Source organism: Pseudomonas sp. PDM18, assembly GCF_014852585.1.
Classification (GTDB): domain Bacteria; phylum Pseudomonadota; class Gammaproteobacteria; order Pseudomonadales; family Pseudomonadaceae; genus Pseudomonas.
Genome location: NZ_JACVBX010000002.1, coordinates 652,380 through 669,118, shown reverse-complemented (window position 1 = coordinate 669,118; position 16,739 = coordinate 652,380). Strand labels below are relative to the sequence as shown.

Genomic DNA, 16,739 nt, shown 5'->3' with positions numbered 1-16,739 from the left:
CTAGTCGATCTGCCCGAGCAATGGCGCCAGCGCGACGCCGAGGCCTTCGCTCGCGGCTGGCGCGCCGGGCAGGGCGTTGAACGGGCTGAGGGTGAGGTAGCCCTTGGCGACCCACACCGCTTCGTCCTCGGCGTTGCTGGCGTCCGGTGGTGGCGACCAGGCGAAGCCGATGCCCGGCTTGCCGGCCAGCTTCGCGTCGAGCTTGCCGAGATCCTCGGTGTAGAGGGCGTGGAAGGGCACGTAGCTGCCGATGCGGGTCAGCCGCGCGCCCTGGAGTTTTTCCAGCGGCGGCAGGTTGAGGTTCAGGCCTACGCCTTTGGGTAACAGCGCACCGCCGGCTTGTCGGTGCTTATCCAGCGCGTCCACCAGACGGGTGACGATGGCGGCGATGCGCGCGCTGTCCTGTTCCTTTAGGTCGGCGCTGACGGCCAGGGCGGGCACTCCAGAGAGCACCGCGACGCTGGCGGCGTTGAAGGTTCCCGAGGCGCTGTTGAGAGCGCCGAGGTTGTTGCCGGGGTTGGGGCCGACTATGACCAGGTCCGGATGCGGCACCACTTTCTCCAGCCCCAGCAGCACCGCCATCACCGGCGTGCCGCTGATGCGGATGTCCACCTGCTGGCCCGCGCAATTAGTGCTTTCGCACTGGCCCTTTTCGGTGGTGGTCAGGTAGTAGCTGTCCGGATAGGCCGGGTCATCGTCGCGCCCCACCTGCGTCTCGCGGCCGAAGAAGAAGGCGCCGCCGCGCGCGCTCTGGTCGCTGTAGGGCGCGGCGATGCGTACGGTGTGCCCGTCGGCCTTCAGTGCGGTGTACAGCGCGCGGATGTTCGGGTGGCGGTAGCCGTCGTCGTTGCTGAGCAGGATGTTCAGCGCGAACGCCGGCTGCGCAAGGGCGCAGCCGGCGGCCAGCAGCAGGACGGCGAGCCTCATGCCGCGCTCCCGGCGAAGCGGTTGGCCGGGCGCGCCAGGCCGAGGTTCTCGCGCAGGGTCGCGCCCTCGTACTCGCGGCGCAGCAGGCCGCGCTCCTGCAGCAGCGGCACCACCTCGTCGACGAACACCTCGATGCCGCCCGGCAGGTACGGGAAGAACACGTTGAAGCCGTCGCAGGCGCGGGCCTGGAACCAGGCGTCGAAGGTGTCGGCGATGTCCTCGGCAGTGCCGATCACCGGGTTGCCGCCGGCCAGGCGCAGGTACAACTGGCGGATCGTCAGACCCTCGTTGCGCGCCAGTTCCAGCACCTTGTCGCGGCGGCTGCCGCGCTGGCCGACCGGGGTTTCCGGCAGCGGGCCGTCGAGGTCATGGACGGAGAGGTCGATGTCTTCGCCGAGGGTATCGGCCAGCAGGCGCAGGCCGAGCACCGGGTCCACCAGGCTCTGGAATTCCTCGAACAGCTCGCGGGCCTCTTCGCGGGTGCGGCCGATGAAGGGGGTGACGCCGGGGAGGATCTTGATGCCGTCCGGGTCGCGGCCCAGCGCGGCGGCGCGTTGCTTCACGTCGCTGTAGAAGGCCTGGGCGGCGGGAACTGTCTCGGCCATGGCGAAGATGACTTCCGCCACACGCGCGGCCAGCGCCTTGCCGGCATCCGAGGCGCCGGCCTGCACCAGCACCGGGTGGCCCTGCGGCGGGCGCGCCACGTTGAGCGGCCCACGCACCGAGAAGTACTCACCCTTGTGATCGAGCACGTGCAGCTTGGCCGGGTCGAAGTACTGTCCACTGGCCTTGTCGCGCAGGAAGGCGTCGTCTTCCCAGCTGTCCCACAGGCCCTTGACCACGTCGTGGAATTCCTCGGCGCGGCGGTAGCGTTCAGCGTGGTCAATGTGGGCTTCGCGGCCGAAGTTCCAGGCTTCGTCGGAGACCACCGAGGTCACCAGGTTCCACGCGGCGCGGCCCTTGGACAGGTAGTCGAGCGAGGCGAACTTGCGAGCGATGTGGTACGGCTCGTTGTAGCTGGTGGTGGCGGTGGCGATCAGACCGATGCGGCTGGTGACGGCGGCCAGCGCGGCCATCAGGGTCAACGGCTCGAAGTGCTCGCCGCGCGCGGTGCGGCTCAGCGCGTCGAGGTGATGGCCCCAGAGGGCGACCACGTCGGCGACGAACAGCGCGTCGAAGCGGCCGCGCTCGGCGGTCTGCGCAATCTGCTTGAAGTAGTCGAAATCCAGGCTGGCATCGGCCTGGGCCTTGGGGTGGCGCCAGGCGGCGACGTGGTGGCCGCTGTTGGCGAGGAAGGCGCCGAGCTTGAGCTGGTCGGTGCGGCGGGTCATGTCTTGTCTCCCGTTCGGGCGGGCGCCGCGTGGGCGCCCGCTGGCTTGCGCCAGGTCAGAAGTTGTAGGCCAAGCCCGTGTACCAGTAGCCGCCGGTGGTGCCGTAGGGCGAGAAGTTGCCGTACGGGAAGGCCCCGGAGGTGCTGGGCAGGTTGGTGCGGTCGGGGTAGACGTTGAACAGGTTGTTCGCCCCGGCGGTGAGGGTCAGGTTGCGGGTCAGGTGGTAGTCGACGTTGAGGTCGGTGATCCACTGCGGGTCGAAGGTGCGGTCGTAGACCTCGGCCGTGCCGTACTGGGTGTACTCGCCGTAGCGGGTCAGGTTCAGGCTCACGTCGAACTGGCCGATGCTCCAGTCGGCGCCCAGCAGCAGACGCGATTCGGGCTGGCCGTGCTTGAGGTTGCCCTGGCGCTGGCGGTCGTAGCCGCCGTCCGGGCCGAGGGCGGACTGGGCTACGGAGGAGGCGTGGATCTTGTCGATCTCGGTAGTGTTCCAGTTGAAGCCGGCGTTGTAGCGGATGCTGCCGTAGGCGCCCAGCTGCTGGCGGAAGTCACCGACGATGTCGACGCCGCGGGTGGTGGTGTCCAGGGCGTTGGTGAAGTAGGTGACGGACTGATTGGGGTTGAGTCCGGCATCGACGAGGATTCCGCGTATGTAGTCGGTGCCGCCCAGGTAGCCGGTCTGTGCGATGCGGTCGCGGATCTTGATCTGGTACGCGTCGATGGTCAGGCTGCTGGCGGGGGTCGGCTGCAGAGTCAGACCGACGCTGTAGTTGGTGGATTTCTCCGGCTTGAGCGTGGACGCGCCCAGGGCTTTGGCCACGTCGGAATTCACCGCGACGTTGCGGTAGTCGATCAGGTTGCCGTTGACGCTGCTCTGCGACGTCGAGCTGTAGATCTGCTGGGCCAGCGAGGGCGCGCGGAAGCCGGTGCTGGCGGTGCCGCGCACAGCCAGGATCGGGGTCAGCTGGTAGCGCGTGGAAAGCTTGCCGTTGGTGGTCACGCCCGAGCCGTCGTTGTAGTGCTCGTAGCGCCCGGCGAGGTCGACATGCCATTTGTCGGTGAAGTCCTGGCCGATCTCGCCGTAGCCGGCGTAGCTGGTGCGACCCTTGGAGGCAGCGTCAGCCGGCGTGGTGCCGGCGCCGGAGATGGTGCCGGGGGCGATCAGCGCGCCGTTGGCGCCGTACTGGTAGTCGCCGTAGCCGTAGGAGGCGTACTCGCCCTTGCCGATCTTGTAGTTCTCGTAGCGATGCTCCAGGCCCCAGGAGATCTGCGTGGGCTTGGCCAGGCCGAGGTCGAAGGCGCGGGTCAGGTCGAGGTTGCTGGTCCACTGACTGAAGGTCTTCACGCCGGTGTCGACGTTGGTCGGCGAGTCCGCGCCGTAGCTGAGGTTGTAGGTGTCGGTCAGCGTGGCACGGGCGTGGTCCTGGCCGTAGGTGGTGGACAGGTCGTAGTCCCAGCCGGCCGCCTCGCCCTTGCCGCCGAAGGCGAACTGGAAGTCGTTCTCGATGAACCGCAGGTTGTCCTCGATGCCCTCGGGGTAAGGGGTCGGGATGCCGTTGAAGCTCGCCGGCTGATGGAACGCCAGCGGCTTGGAGGATTCGCGGTTGGTGTAGGTGGAGAAGGAGTACAGGGTCAGCGCGTCGTTCACCGGCAGCTCGGCGTTGTAGCCCAGGCTGAAGTTCTCCACCTTCGGCAGGCCGGTGCCGTAGTAGGTGTGCTGCAGGCTGGTGTTGCCGGCGGAGTCGGTATAGGGCGCGTTGTCGGAGCGGTCGGAGACGTTCTGGTGCTTGTAGTCCAGGGCGAAGTTGACGAAGCCCTCGTTGCCCAGTTCGAAGCCGATGTTGCCGCTCTGGCGGGCGGTCTCGCCATCGCCATTCTCGTAGTTCTGCCCGTAGGTGGTGGCCAGCCGGCCGCCGTGGTCGGTCTGCTTGAGCACCACGTTGATCACCCCGCCGATGGCGTCGGAGCCGTACTGCGCGGAGGCGCCGTCACGCAGCACTTCGACGTGGTCCACCAGGGCGGTGGGAATCATGTCCAGGTCCACCGGCTGCGAGCCGGAGTTCAGGTAGGTGCCGTTGTTGAGCAGGGCGCTGTTGTGCCGGCGCTTGCCGTTGACCAGCACCAGCACCTGGTCGCCGTTGAGGCCGCGCAGGCTGATCGGGCGCACCACCGAGGTGGAGCCGAAGCCGGACGACGCCGGCAGGTTCAGCGAGGGCAGCACGCGGCTCAGGGCGCGGGTCAGGTCGCCCTGGCCGGTGGCCTCCAGCTGCTTGCTGGAGATGACGTCCACTGGCGCCGGGCTGTCGGCCAGGGTGCGCGCCTGGCCACGGTTGCCGACCACCACCACGGTGCTCAGGCGGTTGTCGGTGGTGCTGCCGTTGGCGCTGGCATCGGCATCGGCGGCGCGCGCCGGCAACGCCTGGGTAACGGCGAGGAACAGAAGGCTGTGGGTGAACAGCGTGCGGGCGCTCGATGCGCTCCGGGCACGGGTGACTGCGGTCATGGTTACGCTCCAAGGTTTGCTCCCGGCTGGCGCCCGTCTGGGTGGCCGCTGCGGGTTATCGTGTCGACGGCATCGGGGCCGCGTTGGCGAACGGCTTGTTGCTGGGAGGGACTGGTCGCGTTCAGTCGGAAGGCAGGCTCAAGCTCATGGTGCTGACAAGGCAAGCGCTGTGCCAGTCTGCAAAGGCCTTGTTTTTCATGGGCTTGCACGGGGCGCTGAAAATTCCCTGCTGGGTTTGCAGCAGCGCCGATCCAGGCTGTTGCTTTTCTCCCAGCCACGGGCGAGGCGGGATTGGACGATGACGCGATGCTGCATTTGCAGCACAAGGCATACAGGCTGTCCCGGAGGTCTGGCAGTCCGCTGGCACAGGCCTTGCTCCGGCGCTGCTTTCCCTTATCTGCCTGGAGAGACGCATGCCCAGACCCGGCCCGCGCAACCTGATCACCGATATCCCCGGCCTGTTGGTCGGCCACGCCACCGATGAACGTGTGCGCACCGGCGTCACCGTGCTGCGCCCGAATGGCGTGTGGACCGCCAGCGTTGATATTCGCGGCGGCGGCCCGGGCGGACGGGAGTCTGCCGCGCTGGAGCCGGAGAATATGGTGGGGCAGCTGCATGCGCTGGTGTTTTCCGGTGGCTCGGTGTTCGGCCTGGGCGCGGCGGATGGCGTGAGCGCGGAGCTGTCCGCACGCGATATCGGCCTGCACCTGAAGGCCGGCGCACCGGCCATTCCCATCGTGCCGGCGGCCGTGCTGCACGACCTCGCCAATGGCGGCGACAAGGTATGGGGAATCGACCCGCCGTACCGCGAACTGGGCCGTGAGGCGCTGGCCAACCTGGATGTGGAGTTCGCCCTCGGCGCGGTCGGCGCCGGGCGCGGTGCCATGGCCGGCGTGCTGCCTGGCGGTCTGGGGTCGGCCTCGCTGGACCTGGGCGATGGCCTGGTGGTTGGCGCGCTGGTGGTGGCCAATCCCATCGGCAGTGTCTACATGCCTGACGGAGAGACGTTCTGGGCCTGGCCCTGGGAGCAGGGCGGCGAGTTCGGCGGGCGTGCGCCGGCGCAGCGGATGGATTGCAGCGAGCCAATGCCGGAGCTGTCGCGGCTGGATTCCATGGGACGCCTGCAGGCCGGGGCCAACACCACGCTGGCGGTGGTGGCGTGCAATGCACGGCTGACCACCGCCGAGTGCAAGCGCCTGGCGATCATGGCCCAGGATGGCATCGCCCGCGCGGTGCGCCCGGCGCACCTGCCATTCGATGGCGACAGCCTGTTTGCCATGGCGTCAGGCGATGTCGAGCTGGTGGATGGCCAGCGCCGTCAGGTGGAGCTGTCGCGCATCGGCTCGGCGGCTGCCGACTGCGTGGCGCGGGCCATTGCCCGTGGCGTGTACCTGGCCCGTTCCCTGTAGGAACGGGCAATGCCCGCGATCGCGCCCACGGGCGCTCAGTGACTGGGCAAGTACGGATTCTCGCCCAGTACTCGCGCCACCCGGCGGGCCGCGCGAGCGGCTTCCTGGGGGAGGCCGAGGGCGCTATAGACCCGCTCGAGATGGCGGTTGCCAGGCACATCCTGGGCGTCGTAGCGGCGCCGCAGTTCCAGCGCCTGTTGCGCCGCCAGCCATTCCCCGGCGCGCAGTTGCGCATCCAGTTCGATCAGTGCGAACAGGTCGCGCTGGGCATGGCTGCCGCCGATCTCGCCCAGGCGCGGCAAAGCCTGGCCCAGTCGTCGCACCGCCAGTGCGTACTCGCCACGGGCATGGGCGTACAGGCCTTCGGCGGCGGGCAGGGTCACCTCTGCCCAAGCTGCGCGGCTGAAGTCCGGTGCCTGGCGTGCCTGCTGTCGCAGCGCCTCCAGTAGCTCGCCGGCTTCTTCCTGACCGGCGCGGGCCAAGCCGTAAAGGTACTGCAGGCTGAGGAACGGCTGCACGACATCTGCCCGGCGTTCGCGCAGGTAGGGCAAGAGCGCCTCCCAGCGCGGGCCGACGTCGATGCCGGCGAACTCCAGGCGGGCCAGCAGCGAGACGGCGCCGATCTGGTCCTGGGAATACTCGGGAAAGATGCCCCATACGTGCCGGTCGTAGATTTCCAGCACGCGCTGCTGATTGCCACGCGCCAGGTGGAAGAGCGCCAGGTGCCACCAGTTGTGGGTGTACATGAAGGAGTTGAGCCCCTGCCAGCCGGCGCTGGCTTCTTCGAGGAACTGGGTGCCTTCCTCAATGCGGCCGCGTGTCAGCAGCACGTGGGCGAGGGCGTGTTGCGCCCAGGGCTCGCCGGGCAGCAAGTGCAGGGCATAGCGCGCTGCCGCTTCGGCTTCCTCCAGTAGGTGGCACTGCTCGTAGGCGAAGGCCAGCATGCCGTATGCCTGGGGTACTTCCTCCGCGCCTTTCACGGCCTTCAAGGCGATGCGCAGCATGGCCGGCGAGTTGCCGCGGTTGAACTCGAAGTACTGGTTGAGCTTGGCCGCCAGCAGGTCGCGCGGGTGCTCATCGAGCAGCAGTTCGCTCAGGCGCAACGCCTCGGGCAGGTCGTCGGCGCTCCAGGCGGCGAGCAGCGCGGTGTAGCGTTCGGCGCGGGGAATTCCGGGGCCCGCTGCCCAGGCCCGCTGCAGGTAACGCGCGGCCAGGCTGGGCGCCTGCGGCGATTCGGCGAACATCATCAGCAGGCCGGCGAAGGCGTTGGCCAGCACCGAGGCCGGGTCCGCTTCGGCGCCGGCGAGGATGTTTTCCGCGCGGGTCTGGTAGGCGAGCACGCCGCCGGTGAAGTCATCGATGGCCTGGCGGGTGTCTTCGCGCTCGCTGTCGATGGGGTTGCCGAGATAGTCCTGGCTCATGCGTTACTGCTCCAAGTAGAAGATTCAGCCTAGTCGCAAAGCCTGTGCCAGTCGCGCAGGCTCGGTTTGCCCAAGGCCTGCGCCCGTTCGCCGCAATACGCCGCAGCGCCCGCTCTGCGTAGGAGCGAGCTTGCTCGCGAACCGCCGTCCTGCGCTCCTTCAGCTCCGTCATGGAGGACCGGCGTCGCGCGCTTCCGCTGCGAATGAACACTCGCAACGGAGGAAGTGCTGCTTTTCAGGCAATGCGCCGCCCTCACTGTGTGATTTGCACCAGCGGCCTTGCACCCGAACGCCGCGAACCCCACAGCGGCGGGGCTGCGGGGCCATGGCACAGCGCTTGCTCAAGTCCCTGCAAAGCCGATTCGCGGCGTGATCCAGCAGGAGCCTCCATGTCCAGTCCCACCTTCCGCCTTGCGCCCCGACGTCCTCGACACGCCCGGCTGCTCGCCGGCCTGCTGGCGGCCGGCCTGGCCATGGCCGGCGCCGCCGTGGCGGAGCCGACCCGCGGCGGCCAGCTCGACCTGGTGGCGCAGCCCGAGCCGCCATCGCTGTCCCACGCGGTGGTCAGCCACGTCGCCACCCAGTATGTCGGCGGCAAGATCCTCGAAGGGCTGATCACCTTTGACACCGACCTCAAGCCGCGGCCGGTGCTGGCCCGCAGCTGGACGGTGTCGCAGGACGGCCTGACCTACACCTTCGCTCTGCAGCCCGGCGTGAAATGGCATGACGGCCAGCCCTTCAGCGCCGACGACGTGGTTTTCAGCTTCCAGGACTTCTACCCGGAAGTGGACAAGCGCATGGCGAGCATCTTCGGAGAGTACGTGCAAAGCGTGCAGGTCAAGGGCGCCGACCAGGTGGTGTTCCAGCTGAAGAAGCCCTTCTCGCCGCTGCTTTCGGCGCTGGGCAGCGGCCTGCGGCCCATCGTGCCCAAACACCTGTATGCCGGTACCGACTACCGCAGCAATCCCTACAACCTGAAGCCCGTGGGCACCGGGCCATTCGTGTTTCAGGAATGGAAACGCGGCGCTTACATCCGCCTGACGCGTAACCCGGATTACTGGCACAAGGGTCTGCCATACCTGGACGGCATCGTCTACCACGTCATTCCTGACGCCGCAGCCCGCGCGGCTGCCTTCGAGCGCGGGGAGGTGCAGGTGCTGCGCAGCGGCGATGCCGATTTCGCCGACCTCAAACGCCTTTCTCAGTTGCCGGGCGTCGAGGCGTCGGAGAAGGGATACGAGCTGTATCCAGGGCTGGCCTTCCTGCAGATCAACACCCGCAAGCCGGGCCTGGACAACCCCAGGGTGCGCCAGGCGATCCTCTATTCGCTGAACCGCCAGTTCATCGTCGACAACATCTTCTTCGGCACCGGCCGCGTGGCCACCGGGCCGTTCCTTGGCGCCTTCCATGACCCGAAGTTGCCGCAGTACGGCTATGACCCGGCCAGGGCCAAGGCGCTGGTCGCCGAATCCGGCGTGGACGTGAGCAAGCTGCGCGTGCGTCTGCTCAATGGCGAGAAGGGCGGCGCCTGGGAGCGCCTGGCCGAGTACACCAAGCAGGCGTTGCAGCCGCTGGGCATCAAGGTGCAGGTGGCGACCTCGGACGCCGCCACCTGGTACCAGCGCGCCAGCGACTGGGATTTCGACCTGACCTACAACTTCATCTTCCAGATCGGCGATCCCTATCTGACCACCGCCTACCTCTATCGCACCGACTACATCCTCAAGACCTCGCCCTTCGCCAATATCACCGGCTACAGCGACGCCGCCGCAGACGCGCTCTGGCAACGCGTAGCCAACACACCGGAGGGCCCGGAGCGCCAGGCCGTGTATGGCGAGTTGGAGCGCAAGCTCAACGATGACCTGCCGATCGCGCCGATCTCCGAGATGCGCTTCCCCACCCTTTACCAGCAGCGCGTGCACAACCTGATCCGCAGTGCCACCAGCCTCAACGACAGCTACGCCGAGGTCTACCTGGAGCCCGCCAAGCAATGAATGTGCTGCTGTACGCCAGTGCGCGCCTGGGGCGCGCACTGGCCCTGATAGTCGCGGTGCTGGTCGGCGCCTTCCTGCTGCTGCGCCTTGCACCGGGCGACCCCGCGCTGCTGATGGCGGGCGAGGCGGGCAGCGATGACGCCGACTACATCGCCCGGCTGCGCGGCGAGATGGGCCTCGATCTGCCGCTGCCCGTGCAACTGTGGCGCTACCTTGCGCAGATTGCCCACCTCGACCTGGGCTACTCCTACCGCAACCAGGAAAGCGTCTGGCACCTGATCGCCGAGCGTCTGCCGGCGACGTTGCTGCTGATGGGTTCGGCCTTCGCCGTGTCACTGACCTTGGGCGTCGCTCTTGGTGTGTTGGCTGCACGCAGCCAGCAGGGCAGTGGCCGCCTCGACCGCTTCATTGGCCGCGCCGTCTGGGTGCTGTTCGCCACGCCGCCGTTCTGGCTGGCTCTGTTGCTGGTGCTGCTGTTCTCGGTGCAGCTGGGCTGGCTACCGGCCTTCGGCATGCAGAGCATTGGCGCGGACCTGAGCGGCTGGGACTGGTGGGCGGATCGCCTCGGCCACCTGCTGCTGCCATGCCTGTCGCTGAGCTTCCTGTCGCTGGCGATGTACGTGCACCTGACCCGCAGCGCCATGCTCGACATCCTGCCCCAGGAACACGTGCGCCTGGCCCGCGCCAAGGGGCTGGGCGAAGGGCGCATCCTGCTCGCCCACGTGCTGCGTAATGCGCTGGTGCCGGTGGTGACCTTCGCCGGCCTGCAACTGGGCCAGCTCGCCAGCGGCGCACTGCTGATCGAGGTGGTCTACGCCTGGCCGGGCATTGGCCGGCTGCTCTACGACGCGCTCAGCCAGCGCGACTATGCGTTGCTGCTGGGGGTATTCCTGGTGATCTCCTGCCTGGTGGTGGCGTTCAACTTCCTCACTGACCTGCTGTGCCGCCTGCTGGACCCGCGCATTGGCGCGGCGGGGGAGGCGCGATGAGCCTGCGCCGCGCGTTTAACCGCCCCGGGGCGTTGCTCGCTGCCGGTTTTCTGATCCTGCTGGCGGCGGCAGCCATCCTGGCGCCCTGGCTGTGCTCGGCCTCTCCTTGGGAAATGCTGGCGCGGCCGCTGATCCCGCCCTTCAGCGATGCCAGCCACTGGCTGGGCACCGACATGCTTGGCCGCGACATCGCCACCGGGCTCCTCTACGGCGCCCGCACCTCGCTGACCGTCGGGCTGCTGGCGACGCTGGCGACCCTGTTGCCGGCACTATTGATCGGCGCAACCGCCGGCTATTTCGGCGGTTGGATCGACGAATTGCTGATGCGCGTCGCCGAGTGCTTCCAGATCATCCCGCAGCTCGTTCTGGCGGTGGTGCTGGTGGCGCTGCTGGAACCTTCGGTGGGCTCGGTGGTGCTGGCCCTGGCGCTCGTAGCCTGGCCGCCGGTGGCGCGGCTGGTGCGCAGCGAATTCATGAGCCTGCGTCAGCGCGAATTCGTCCAGGCGGCGCTGGTACTTGGCCAGCGGCCGGCACGCATCGTCTTCGTGCAGATCCTGCCCAACGCGCTGTCGCCACTGCTGGTGAGCCTGACCTTCATTCTCGCCGCCGCGATCCTTACCGAAGCCGCGCTGGCCTTCCTCGGCCTGGGCGATCCCGAGGTGATGAGCTGGGGCTACATGATCAACGCCTCGCGCAACCTGCTGCGCGAAGCACCCTCGATGAGCCTGCTGCCGGGCGTGGCGATCCTGCTCACGGTGCTGTCCGTGCAGCGTGTCGGCGAAGCCCTGCGCGAAGCCGTGCAGGCGCCTGGAAACCAGGGAGGACGCCCATGAGCGAGAAACTGCTGGAGGTGCGTGACCTGCGCATCGACCTGCCGCCGGGCGGCGACCGTGCCAGTGCGGTCAGCGACCTGTCCGTCGACCTGGCGGCCGGTGAAGTGCTTTGCGTGGTCGGTGAGTCCGGCTCGGGCAAGTCGATGCTCGCCAATGCCATCCTGCGCCTGCTGCCGGGGCACCTGAACCCGGTGGAAGGCAGCATCCGTTATCGCGGCGAAGACCTTGCCCGGCGCAGTGAAGCGGGCATGCGCGAGCTGCGCGGCAAGGACATTGCGATGATCTTCCAGGAACCCATGAGCGCGCTCAACCCGCTTATGAGCATTGGCCGGCAGATCGATGAAAGCCTGCGTGCCCACGGGGTGACCTCAGCGGCGAAGCGCCGCGAGCGGGTGCTCGACCTGCTCGGATACGTCGGCCTGCCGGAGCCGCAAAGCCTCTATCACAGCTATCCCTTCCAGCTCTCCGGCGGCCAGCGCCAGCGGGTGGTGATCGCCATCGCCCTGGCGCTGGAGCCGGCGCTGCTGATCGCCGACGAACCGACCTCGGCGCTGGACGTCAGCACCCAGGCGCAGGTCCTCGAATTGCTGCGGCGCATCCGCCGCGAGAAGGGCATGGCGGTACTGCTGATCACCCACGACTTCGCTGTGGTGGAGGCCATCGCCGACCGCGTGCTGGTAATGGAGAAGGGCCGCGCCGTCGAGCAGGGCCCACTGCGCCAGGTACTGGATGCCCCGCAACATCCCTATACTTGCCAACTGCTGGCGGCGCTCAATCACGGCCAACGCGCCCCGCGCCGTTTCGAGGCGGACGCCGCGCCTTTGCTGGAAGTGAGCGGCCTGCACAAGCACTACGACAGCCGCCAGAGTTTCTGGCGCCGGCGCCGCGTTACCGCCTTGGCCGACGCCTCGTTCAGCCTGCGTCCGGGCGAGTGCTTGGGCATAGTCGGCGAGTCCGGCTCTGGCAAGACCACCCTGGGCCGCGCGCTGGTCCGTCTGCTGCGCCCAGACGGCGGGCAGATTCTGCTGCACGGCCAGGACCTCGCGTCGGTGTCTCAGCGCCGACTGCGCCCGCTGCGCCAAGAGGTGCAGATGGTCTTCCAGGACCCGTTCGCCTCGCTCAATCCGCGCCAGCGTGTCGGTCGGCAGATCATGGCCGGACCGTTGGCCCACGGTGTTTCCGCCGCCGAGGCGGAACGCCGAGCGCGCGAGTTGCTGCAGCAGGTCGGTCTGCCGGAAGCTGCCTTTGAGCGCTACCCACGGGACTTCTCTGGCGGCCAGCGGCAGCGTATCGGCATCGCCCGTGCGCTGGCCCTGCAGCCCAAGGTGCTGGTGGCCGACGAATGCGTGTCGGCGCTGGATGCACTGGTGCAGCAGCAGGTGCTGGAGCTGCTGGAAAAACTCCAGCGCGAACTGGGCCTGAGCCTGGTCTTCATCACCCATGACCTGCAGGTGGCCGCGCGCCTGTGCGATCGCATCGCGGTCATGCAGGGCGGGCACATCGTCGAGCTGGGGGAGGCGCAGCAGGTATTGCGCGCCCCGCGACATGACTACACACGCCGGCTGCTGGCCTCGCATCCGCTGCGCGACGTGGAGGAGCCTGCATGACGGCGCCGCGACAGATGGCGCTCGGCGCGTTTCTCATGGCCACCGGACATCACCTGGCAGGCTGGCGGCATCCCCGCGCGCACGCTGCTGGCGGGCTGGATGTGGCGCACTACCAGGCACTGGCACGCACCGCCGAGCGTGGCTGCTTCGATGCGATATTCCTCTCCGACACGCTGGCCATGCTGCCTGGCAAGCTGGATGCGCTGAGCCGCATGGCGCGCACCGAGCACTTCGAGCCGCTGACGCTGCTGGCGCATCTTGCCGTCAGCACCCGGCACATCGGGCTGGTGGCGACCGTCACCTCCTCGTACAACGACGCGGCGAACGTGGCCGACACCTTCGCAACCCTCGAATCCCTCAGTGGCGGGCGCAGCGGCTGGAACCTGGTGACCTCGAGCAACGCCGAAGAAGCCGGCAACTTCGGCCGCGACCGACACTTCGACCACGCCTGCCGCTACCGCATGGCTGAGGAGTTCCTCCAGCGCGTGCGCGAGCGCTGGGCGGCCCGCGGCGTGGCACCGGTGCAGGTTCTGGCCGGCGCTTCGGAAGCCGGTCGGGAGCTGGCTGCTCAGCGGGCTGAGGTGCTGTTCACCGCGCAGCCAGAACTGGCCGGCGCCCAGGCTTTCTTCCGTGACATCAAGCAGCGGGCGGCACGCCACGGGCGTGACCCGGATGCGCTGAAGGTAATGCCCGGCGTTCTGCCGATCCTCGGCGCCAGCCGCGCCGAGGCCGACGAGCGCCGCGCACAGCTGCAGGAGCTTGTACAGCCGGTGGTGGGATTGTCCCTGCTCTCGGATGTGGCCGGCGGCTTCGACCTGTCGCGGTTGCCGCTGGATGGCCCATTGCCGGAGCTGCCGCCGACCGAATCCGGTGTGAGTCGCCAGCACCTGCTGCTGGAGCTGGCGCGGCGCGAGGGCCTGAGCATCCGCCAGCTCTACCAGCGCATCGCCGACGCCCGTGGCCACCGCGTGGTCGCCGGCACCGCCGTGGACATCGCCGACCAGTTGCAGGAATGGTTCGAGTCCGGCGCAGCGGACGGTTTCAACATCATGCCGCCGTACCTGCCCGGCGGCCTCGACGATTTCGTCGCACAGGTAGTACCGCAATTGCAGCACCGCGGCCTGTTCCGCCGGCGCTACAGTGGCCGGACCCTGCGCGATCACCTGGGCCTGGCCCACAGCATGGAGACTGCCGAACATGGCTGAACACTGGACGCAAGCCCTGCCGCTGGTACGCGGCGCGCGCGTGGAAATCCGCCCCGGCCGACACATCAGCCTGGCCCACAGCAGGGGGCATAGTCACCCGCAGACCGTGGTGTTCTTCGCCCACGGAGGCGGCGGCAACAAGGACCAATGGCGCGAACAGTGGCGCGAGCTGGAGAACGAAGGCTACAGCCTGGTGGCCTGGGACCTGCTGGGCCACGGCGCCAGCGACAAGCCCCGGCGCAAGACGGACTACGCCTGGGACGAGCTGGTGGCCGATCAAGTCGCGGTACTGCGGCGTTACGCCGGTGAGCGCAACATCCTCGCTGCTCACTCCTTCGGCACCGGCCTGAGCGTCAGCAGCCTGCTCAAGCTTCAGGCCGAAGGGCAGGGCGCGTTGATCGACGCGTCGCTGCTGTTGGGTACCCAGCTTGCGCGGCCATTGGGGCGCGGCGGTCTGCTGTCGTTGCCGGCGTGGCTGCTGGAGTGGTTGCGGCCTGTCCTGTCGAAGGGCTTTCGTGAGCGCGCTTGGCACGCTGACGCCGACCCGGAGTTGGTCGATTACGAAGAGCGGTTGACCCGCAGCAACCGCCTCGATGTGTTCAAGGCGCTGGTGAGCCAGGCTTCCTGGCTACCGGAAGCGGAACTGGATCGCCTGCTGCTGCCGGTACGGATCGTCTCGGGCGACAGCGACGGCCTGACACCCGCCGAGCGTGCCCGGTCCCTGCACCAGCGGCTGCCCAATTCGCACTTCGAAGTGCTGGAGAACTGCGGCCACCAGTTGATGCTGGAAAAGCCGCAGGCCATCAATCAGCACCTGCGCGAGTTGCTGGCACTCTAAAGCGAGGGCGGCGAGTGCCCATCATTCATCGGCTGTGGCACGGACCGGGAAACTGGCGAGCCGCTTGCCGAAGCCGCGTACTCAGTTGGCCGCTCGACGGAAGGCTCCGGGCTGCTGCCCAGTTGCCTTACGGAAGGCACGGGTGAAGGCGGCGATGGACTGGTAGCCGACAGCCGCGGCAACTTCCGCCACTCTCTGGTCGGCTTTCAGTAGCCGGCACGCCTGGCCCATGCGCAGGGCCAGCAACACCTGGCCAGGCGACTGCCCGGAGGTTTCGTTGAAGCGTTTGAAGAAGGCCGAGCGCGACTGCCCGGCACAGGCCGCCATGTCCTCCAGGGTCCAGGGCAATTGCGGCTGCTGGATCATCTGCTCCAGCAGGCCGGCGAACTGCGGCTGGCGGGCGAGGGCGACCAGTCCGCCCAGGGATGGGTTTGCCACCACCTGCTGGCGCAGGACGTAGAGGAACAGCAGGTGGCTCAGGCGTTCGAGCATCTGCTGGGACGGCGCAGGCTGTCGCTGGCACTCTTCCAGGATCAGTTCGAACAGGCTGCGCGCTGCGCGCTGGGACGGTTCCCCGGCACGCAGCACGAGGAAGGCAGGCAGGGCGTCGATGATCAACGCCGACAGGCCGGAGTCGAAGTGGAAGAAGCCACAGACCAGACCAACGCCGTCCTCGGCCTGCCACTCCAGCGCAGTCATGCTCTGGCGCGGCTGGCAGGCAGCGTCTTCGGCGCTGGCCTCGCTGGACAACCGGTAAGGAACGTCGCGCAGGATGAACACTGCGTCACCGCTGTCCAGGCGGCAGGGCGGCTCGTTCTCCAGATGCAACCAGCAATGTCCCTGCACCACCAGGTGGAAGCTCGCCCGTGCCAGACCGTGGGTAGAGGCGTGCCAGCCGCCGCAATAGCGCCCCACATGGAACAGGCTCGCGCTCAGTTCAAGGCTGTCTAATAACCAATCTACCAGGGGGCTGGACGAAATCATCTAATGGAAAGACTCATGAGCAAGTGATAGCGACTTTAGAATATTGAATGGATTTCTTATTACCAACAGACTTTTTCGACACCCCATTTCCCCGGAGTCGAACCATGTCCCGCCTGCCCATCCAGACCCTCGACAGCGCCCCGGAAGCCGCCAGGCCCTTCCTTGAGAACGCCCTCAAGGGCTCCGGTTTCATCCCCAATCTGCTGGGAGTTCTGGCCAACGCACCGGCCGCCCTGGAAACCTATGTGACCGTTTCCGGCCTCAACGGCAAGTCCGACCTGGGCCTGCCGGAACGCGAGGTGGTCCAGTTGATTGCCGCCACCACCCACGGCTGCGACTTCTGCGTCGCCGGGCATACTGCGGTGGCCTACAACAAGGCCAAGCTGCCTGAGGAAGTCATAGCCGCCCTGCGCGAACAGCGCGAACTTCCCGATGCCCGCCTGGAAGCCCTGGCCGCTTTCGCTCGCGAGTCCATCGCCACCCGGGGCGCAGTCAGCGATGCGAGCCTCGCGGCTTTCCGCGCCGCCGGCTTCAGCGACGGCAACGCTCTGGAAGTGCTGCTGGGCATCAGCCTGGCGACCCTGTGCAACTTCGCCAATGTGCTCGCGCAGACCCCGCTGAACCCGGAGCTGGGCCGCTATCGCTGGGAACAGGCCGCCGTCTGATTTCGTGTGACCGGCGGCCCGCGCCGCCCCTGC

General features: G+C 67.9%; 13 protein-coding genes. 8 read left to right on the top strand and 5 right to left on the bottom strand.

Annotated elements, in window-relative coordinates; genetic code table 11:
• Genes IB274_RS07795 through IB274_RS07785 form a run of 3 tightly spaced genes read right to left on the bottom strand, consistent with a single transcriptional unit; the run spans nt 1 to nt 4,761 of the window.
• Complete coding sequence (locus IB274_RS07795) at nt 1-927, bottom strand: 5'/3'-nucleotidase SurE (RefSeq protein WP_192431421.1); 927 nt, start codon at nt 925-927, stop codon at nt 1-3.
• Nucleotides 924-2,258, bottom strand: a complete 1,335-nt coding sequence (locus IB274_RS07790) for an LLM class flavin-dependent oxidoreductase (protein ID WP_192431420.1) — start codon at nt 2,256-2,258, stop codon at nt 924-926. The genes IB274_RS07795 and IB274_RS07790 overlap by 4 nt, the downstream gene beginning before the upstream one ends.
• A gap of 55 nt (nt 2,259-2,313) precedes the next feature.
• A complete protein-coding gene (locus IB274_RS07785) occupies nt 2,314-4,761 on the bottom strand; it encodes a TonB-dependent receptor plug domain-containing protein (RefSeq protein ID WP_192431419.1) in 2,448 nt (815 codons plus the stop codon).
• A gap of 413 nt (nt 4,762-5,174) precedes the next feature.
• On the opposite strand from IB274_RS07785, the gene IB274_RS07780 reads away from it, so the two are divergent.
• On the top strand, nt 5,175-6,170 hold the full coding sequence (locus IB274_RS07780) for a P1 family peptidase (RefSeq protein ID WP_192431418.1): 996 nt from the start codon (nt 5,175-5,177) through the stop codon (nt 6,168-6,170).
• A gap of 35 nt (nt 6,171-6,205) precedes the next feature.
• Here IB274_RS07780 and IB274_RS07775 read toward each other — a convergent pair whose 3' ends face one another.
• Nucleotides 6,206-7,591, bottom strand: coding sequence for a tetratricopeptide repeat protein (locus tag IB274_RS07775; RefSeq protein ID WP_192431417.1), 1,386 nt, complete (start codon nt 7,589-7,591; stop codon nt 6,206-6,208).
• Nucleotides 7,592-8,064: 473 nt separating this feature from the next.
• Here IB274_RS07775 and IB274_RS07770 point away from each other — a divergent pair, with 473 nt between their 5' ends.
• From IB274_RS07770 to IB274_RS07745, 6 genes are read left to right on the top strand one after another with little or no spacing between them, the layout of a single operon-like run.
• Nucleotides 8,065-9,585: an ABC transporter substrate-binding protein gene (locus IB274_RS07770; RefSeq protein WP_318652861.1), complete on the top strand. Its 1,521-nt coding sequence runs from the start codon at nt 8,065-8,067 to the stop codon at nt 9,583-9,585.
• On the top strand, nt 9,582-10,574 hold the full coding sequence (locus tag IB274_RS07765) for an ABC transporter permease (protein ID WP_192431415.1): 993 nt from the start codon (nt 9,582-9,584) through the stop codon (nt 10,572-10,574). The genes IB274_RS07770 and IB274_RS07765 overlap by 4 nt, the downstream gene beginning before the upstream one ends.
• Complete coding sequence (locus IB274_RS07760) at nt 10,571-11,407, top strand: ABC transporter permease (RefSeq protein WP_192431414.1); 837 nt, start codon at nt 10,571-10,573, stop codon at nt 11,405-11,407. Before IB274_RS07765 ends, IB274_RS07760 begins: the two co-directional genes overlap by 4 nt.
• Nucleotides 11,404-13,014 (top strand): ABC transporter ATP-binding protein, encoded by a 1,611-nt coding sequence (locus IB274_RS07755; protein WP_192431413.1) that lies wholly within the window; start codon nt 11,404-11,406, stop codon nt 13,012-13,014. The genes IB274_RS07760 and IB274_RS07755 overlap by 4 nt, the downstream gene beginning before the upstream one ends.
• Nucleotides 13,011-14,219 carry an LLM class flavin-dependent oxidoreductase gene (locus IB274_RS07750; protein ID WP_225614714.1) on the top strand — a complete coding sequence of 403 codons (1,209 nt, stop codon included), beginning with the start codon at nt 13,011-13,013 and terminating at the stop codon, nt 14,217-14,219. Before IB274_RS07755 ends, IB274_RS07750 begins: the two co-directional genes overlap by 4 nt.
• The gene (locus IB274_RS07745; protein WP_192431412.1) at nt 14,212-15,057 is read left to right on the top strand and encodes an alpha/beta fold hydrolase; all 846 of its coding nucleotides are present in this window, start codon (nt 14,212-14,214) and stop codon (nt 15,055-15,057) included. The genes IB274_RS07750 and IB274_RS07745 overlap by 8 nt, the downstream gene beginning before the upstream one ends.
• Before the next feature lie 81 nt (nt 15,058-15,138).
• Here IB274_RS07745 and IB274_RS07740 read toward each other — a convergent pair whose 3' ends face one another.
• Nucleotides 15,139-16,041, bottom strand: a complete 903-nt coding sequence (locus tag IB274_RS07740; protein WP_192431411.1) for an AraC family transcriptional regulator — start codon at nt 16,039-16,041, stop codon at nt 15,139-15,141.
• Between the two features lie 104 nt (nt 16,042-16,145).
• Between IB274_RS07740 and IB274_RS07735 the strand changes: the two genes are divergently transcribed.
• The gene (locus IB274_RS07735; protein WP_192431410.1) at nt 16,146-16,706 is read left to right on the top strand and encodes a carboxymuconolactone decarboxylase family protein; all 561 of its coding nucleotides are present in this window, start codon (nt 16,146-16,148) and stop codon (nt 16,704-16,706) included.
• Nucleotides 16,707-16,739 lie beyond the last annotated feature (33 nt).

Bases quoted from the DNA above. Each gene is read 5' to 3' on its own strand.
- IB274_RS07745 (WP_192431412.1), top strand. From the start codon at position 14,212: ATGGCTGAACACTGGACGCAAGCCCTGCCGCTGGTACGCGGCGCGCGC.
- IB274_RS07780 (WP_192431418.1), top strand. From the start codon at position 5,175: ATGCCCAGACCCGGCCCGCGCAACCTGATCACCGATATCCCCGGCCTG.
- IB274_RS07765 (WP_192431415.1), top strand. From the start codon at position 9,582: ATGAATGTGCTGCTGTACGCCAGTGCGCGCCTGGGGCGCGCACTGGCC.
- IB274_RS07785 (WP_192431419.1), bottom strand. From the start codon at position 4,761: ATGACCGCAGTCACCCGTGCCCGGAGCGCATCGAGCGCCCGCACGCTG.
- IB274_RS07755 (WP_192431413.1), top strand. From the start codon at position 11,404: ATGAGCGAGAAACTGCTGGAGGTGCGTGACCTGCGCATCGACCTGCCG.
- IB274_RS07740 (WP_192431411.1), bottom strand. From the start codon at position 16,041: ATGATTTCGTCCAGCCCCCTGGTAGATTGGTTATTAGACAGCCTTGAA.
- IB274_RS07770 (WP_318652861.1), top strand. From the start codon at position 8,065: ATGGCCGGCGCCGCCGTGGCGGAGCCGACCCGCGGCGGCCAGCTCGAC.
- IB274_RS07750 (WP_225614714.1), top strand. From the start codon at position 13,011: ATGACGGCGCCGCGACAGATGGCGCTCGGCGCGTTTCTCATGGCCACC.
- IB274_RS07795 (WP_192431421.1), bottom strand. From the start codon at position 927: ATGAGGCTCGCCGTCCTGCTGCTGGCCGCCGGCTGCGCCCTTGCGCAG.
- IB274_RS07790 (WP_192431420.1), bottom strand. From the start codon at position 2,258: ATGACCCGCCGCACCGACCAGCTCAAGCTCGGCGCCTTCCTCGCCAAC.
- IB274_RS07760 (WP_192431414.1), top strand. From the start codon at position 10,571: ATGAGCCTGCGCCGCGCGTTTAACCGCCCCGGGGCGTTGCTCGCTGCC.
- IB274_RS07735 (WP_192431410.1), top strand. From the start codon at position 16,146: ATGTCCCGCCTGCCCATCCAGACCCTCGACAGCGCCCCGGAAGCCGCC.
- IB274_RS07775 (WP_192431417.1), bottom strand. From the start codon at position 7,591: ATGAGCCAGGACTATCTCGGCAACCCCATCGACAGCGAGCGCGAAGAC.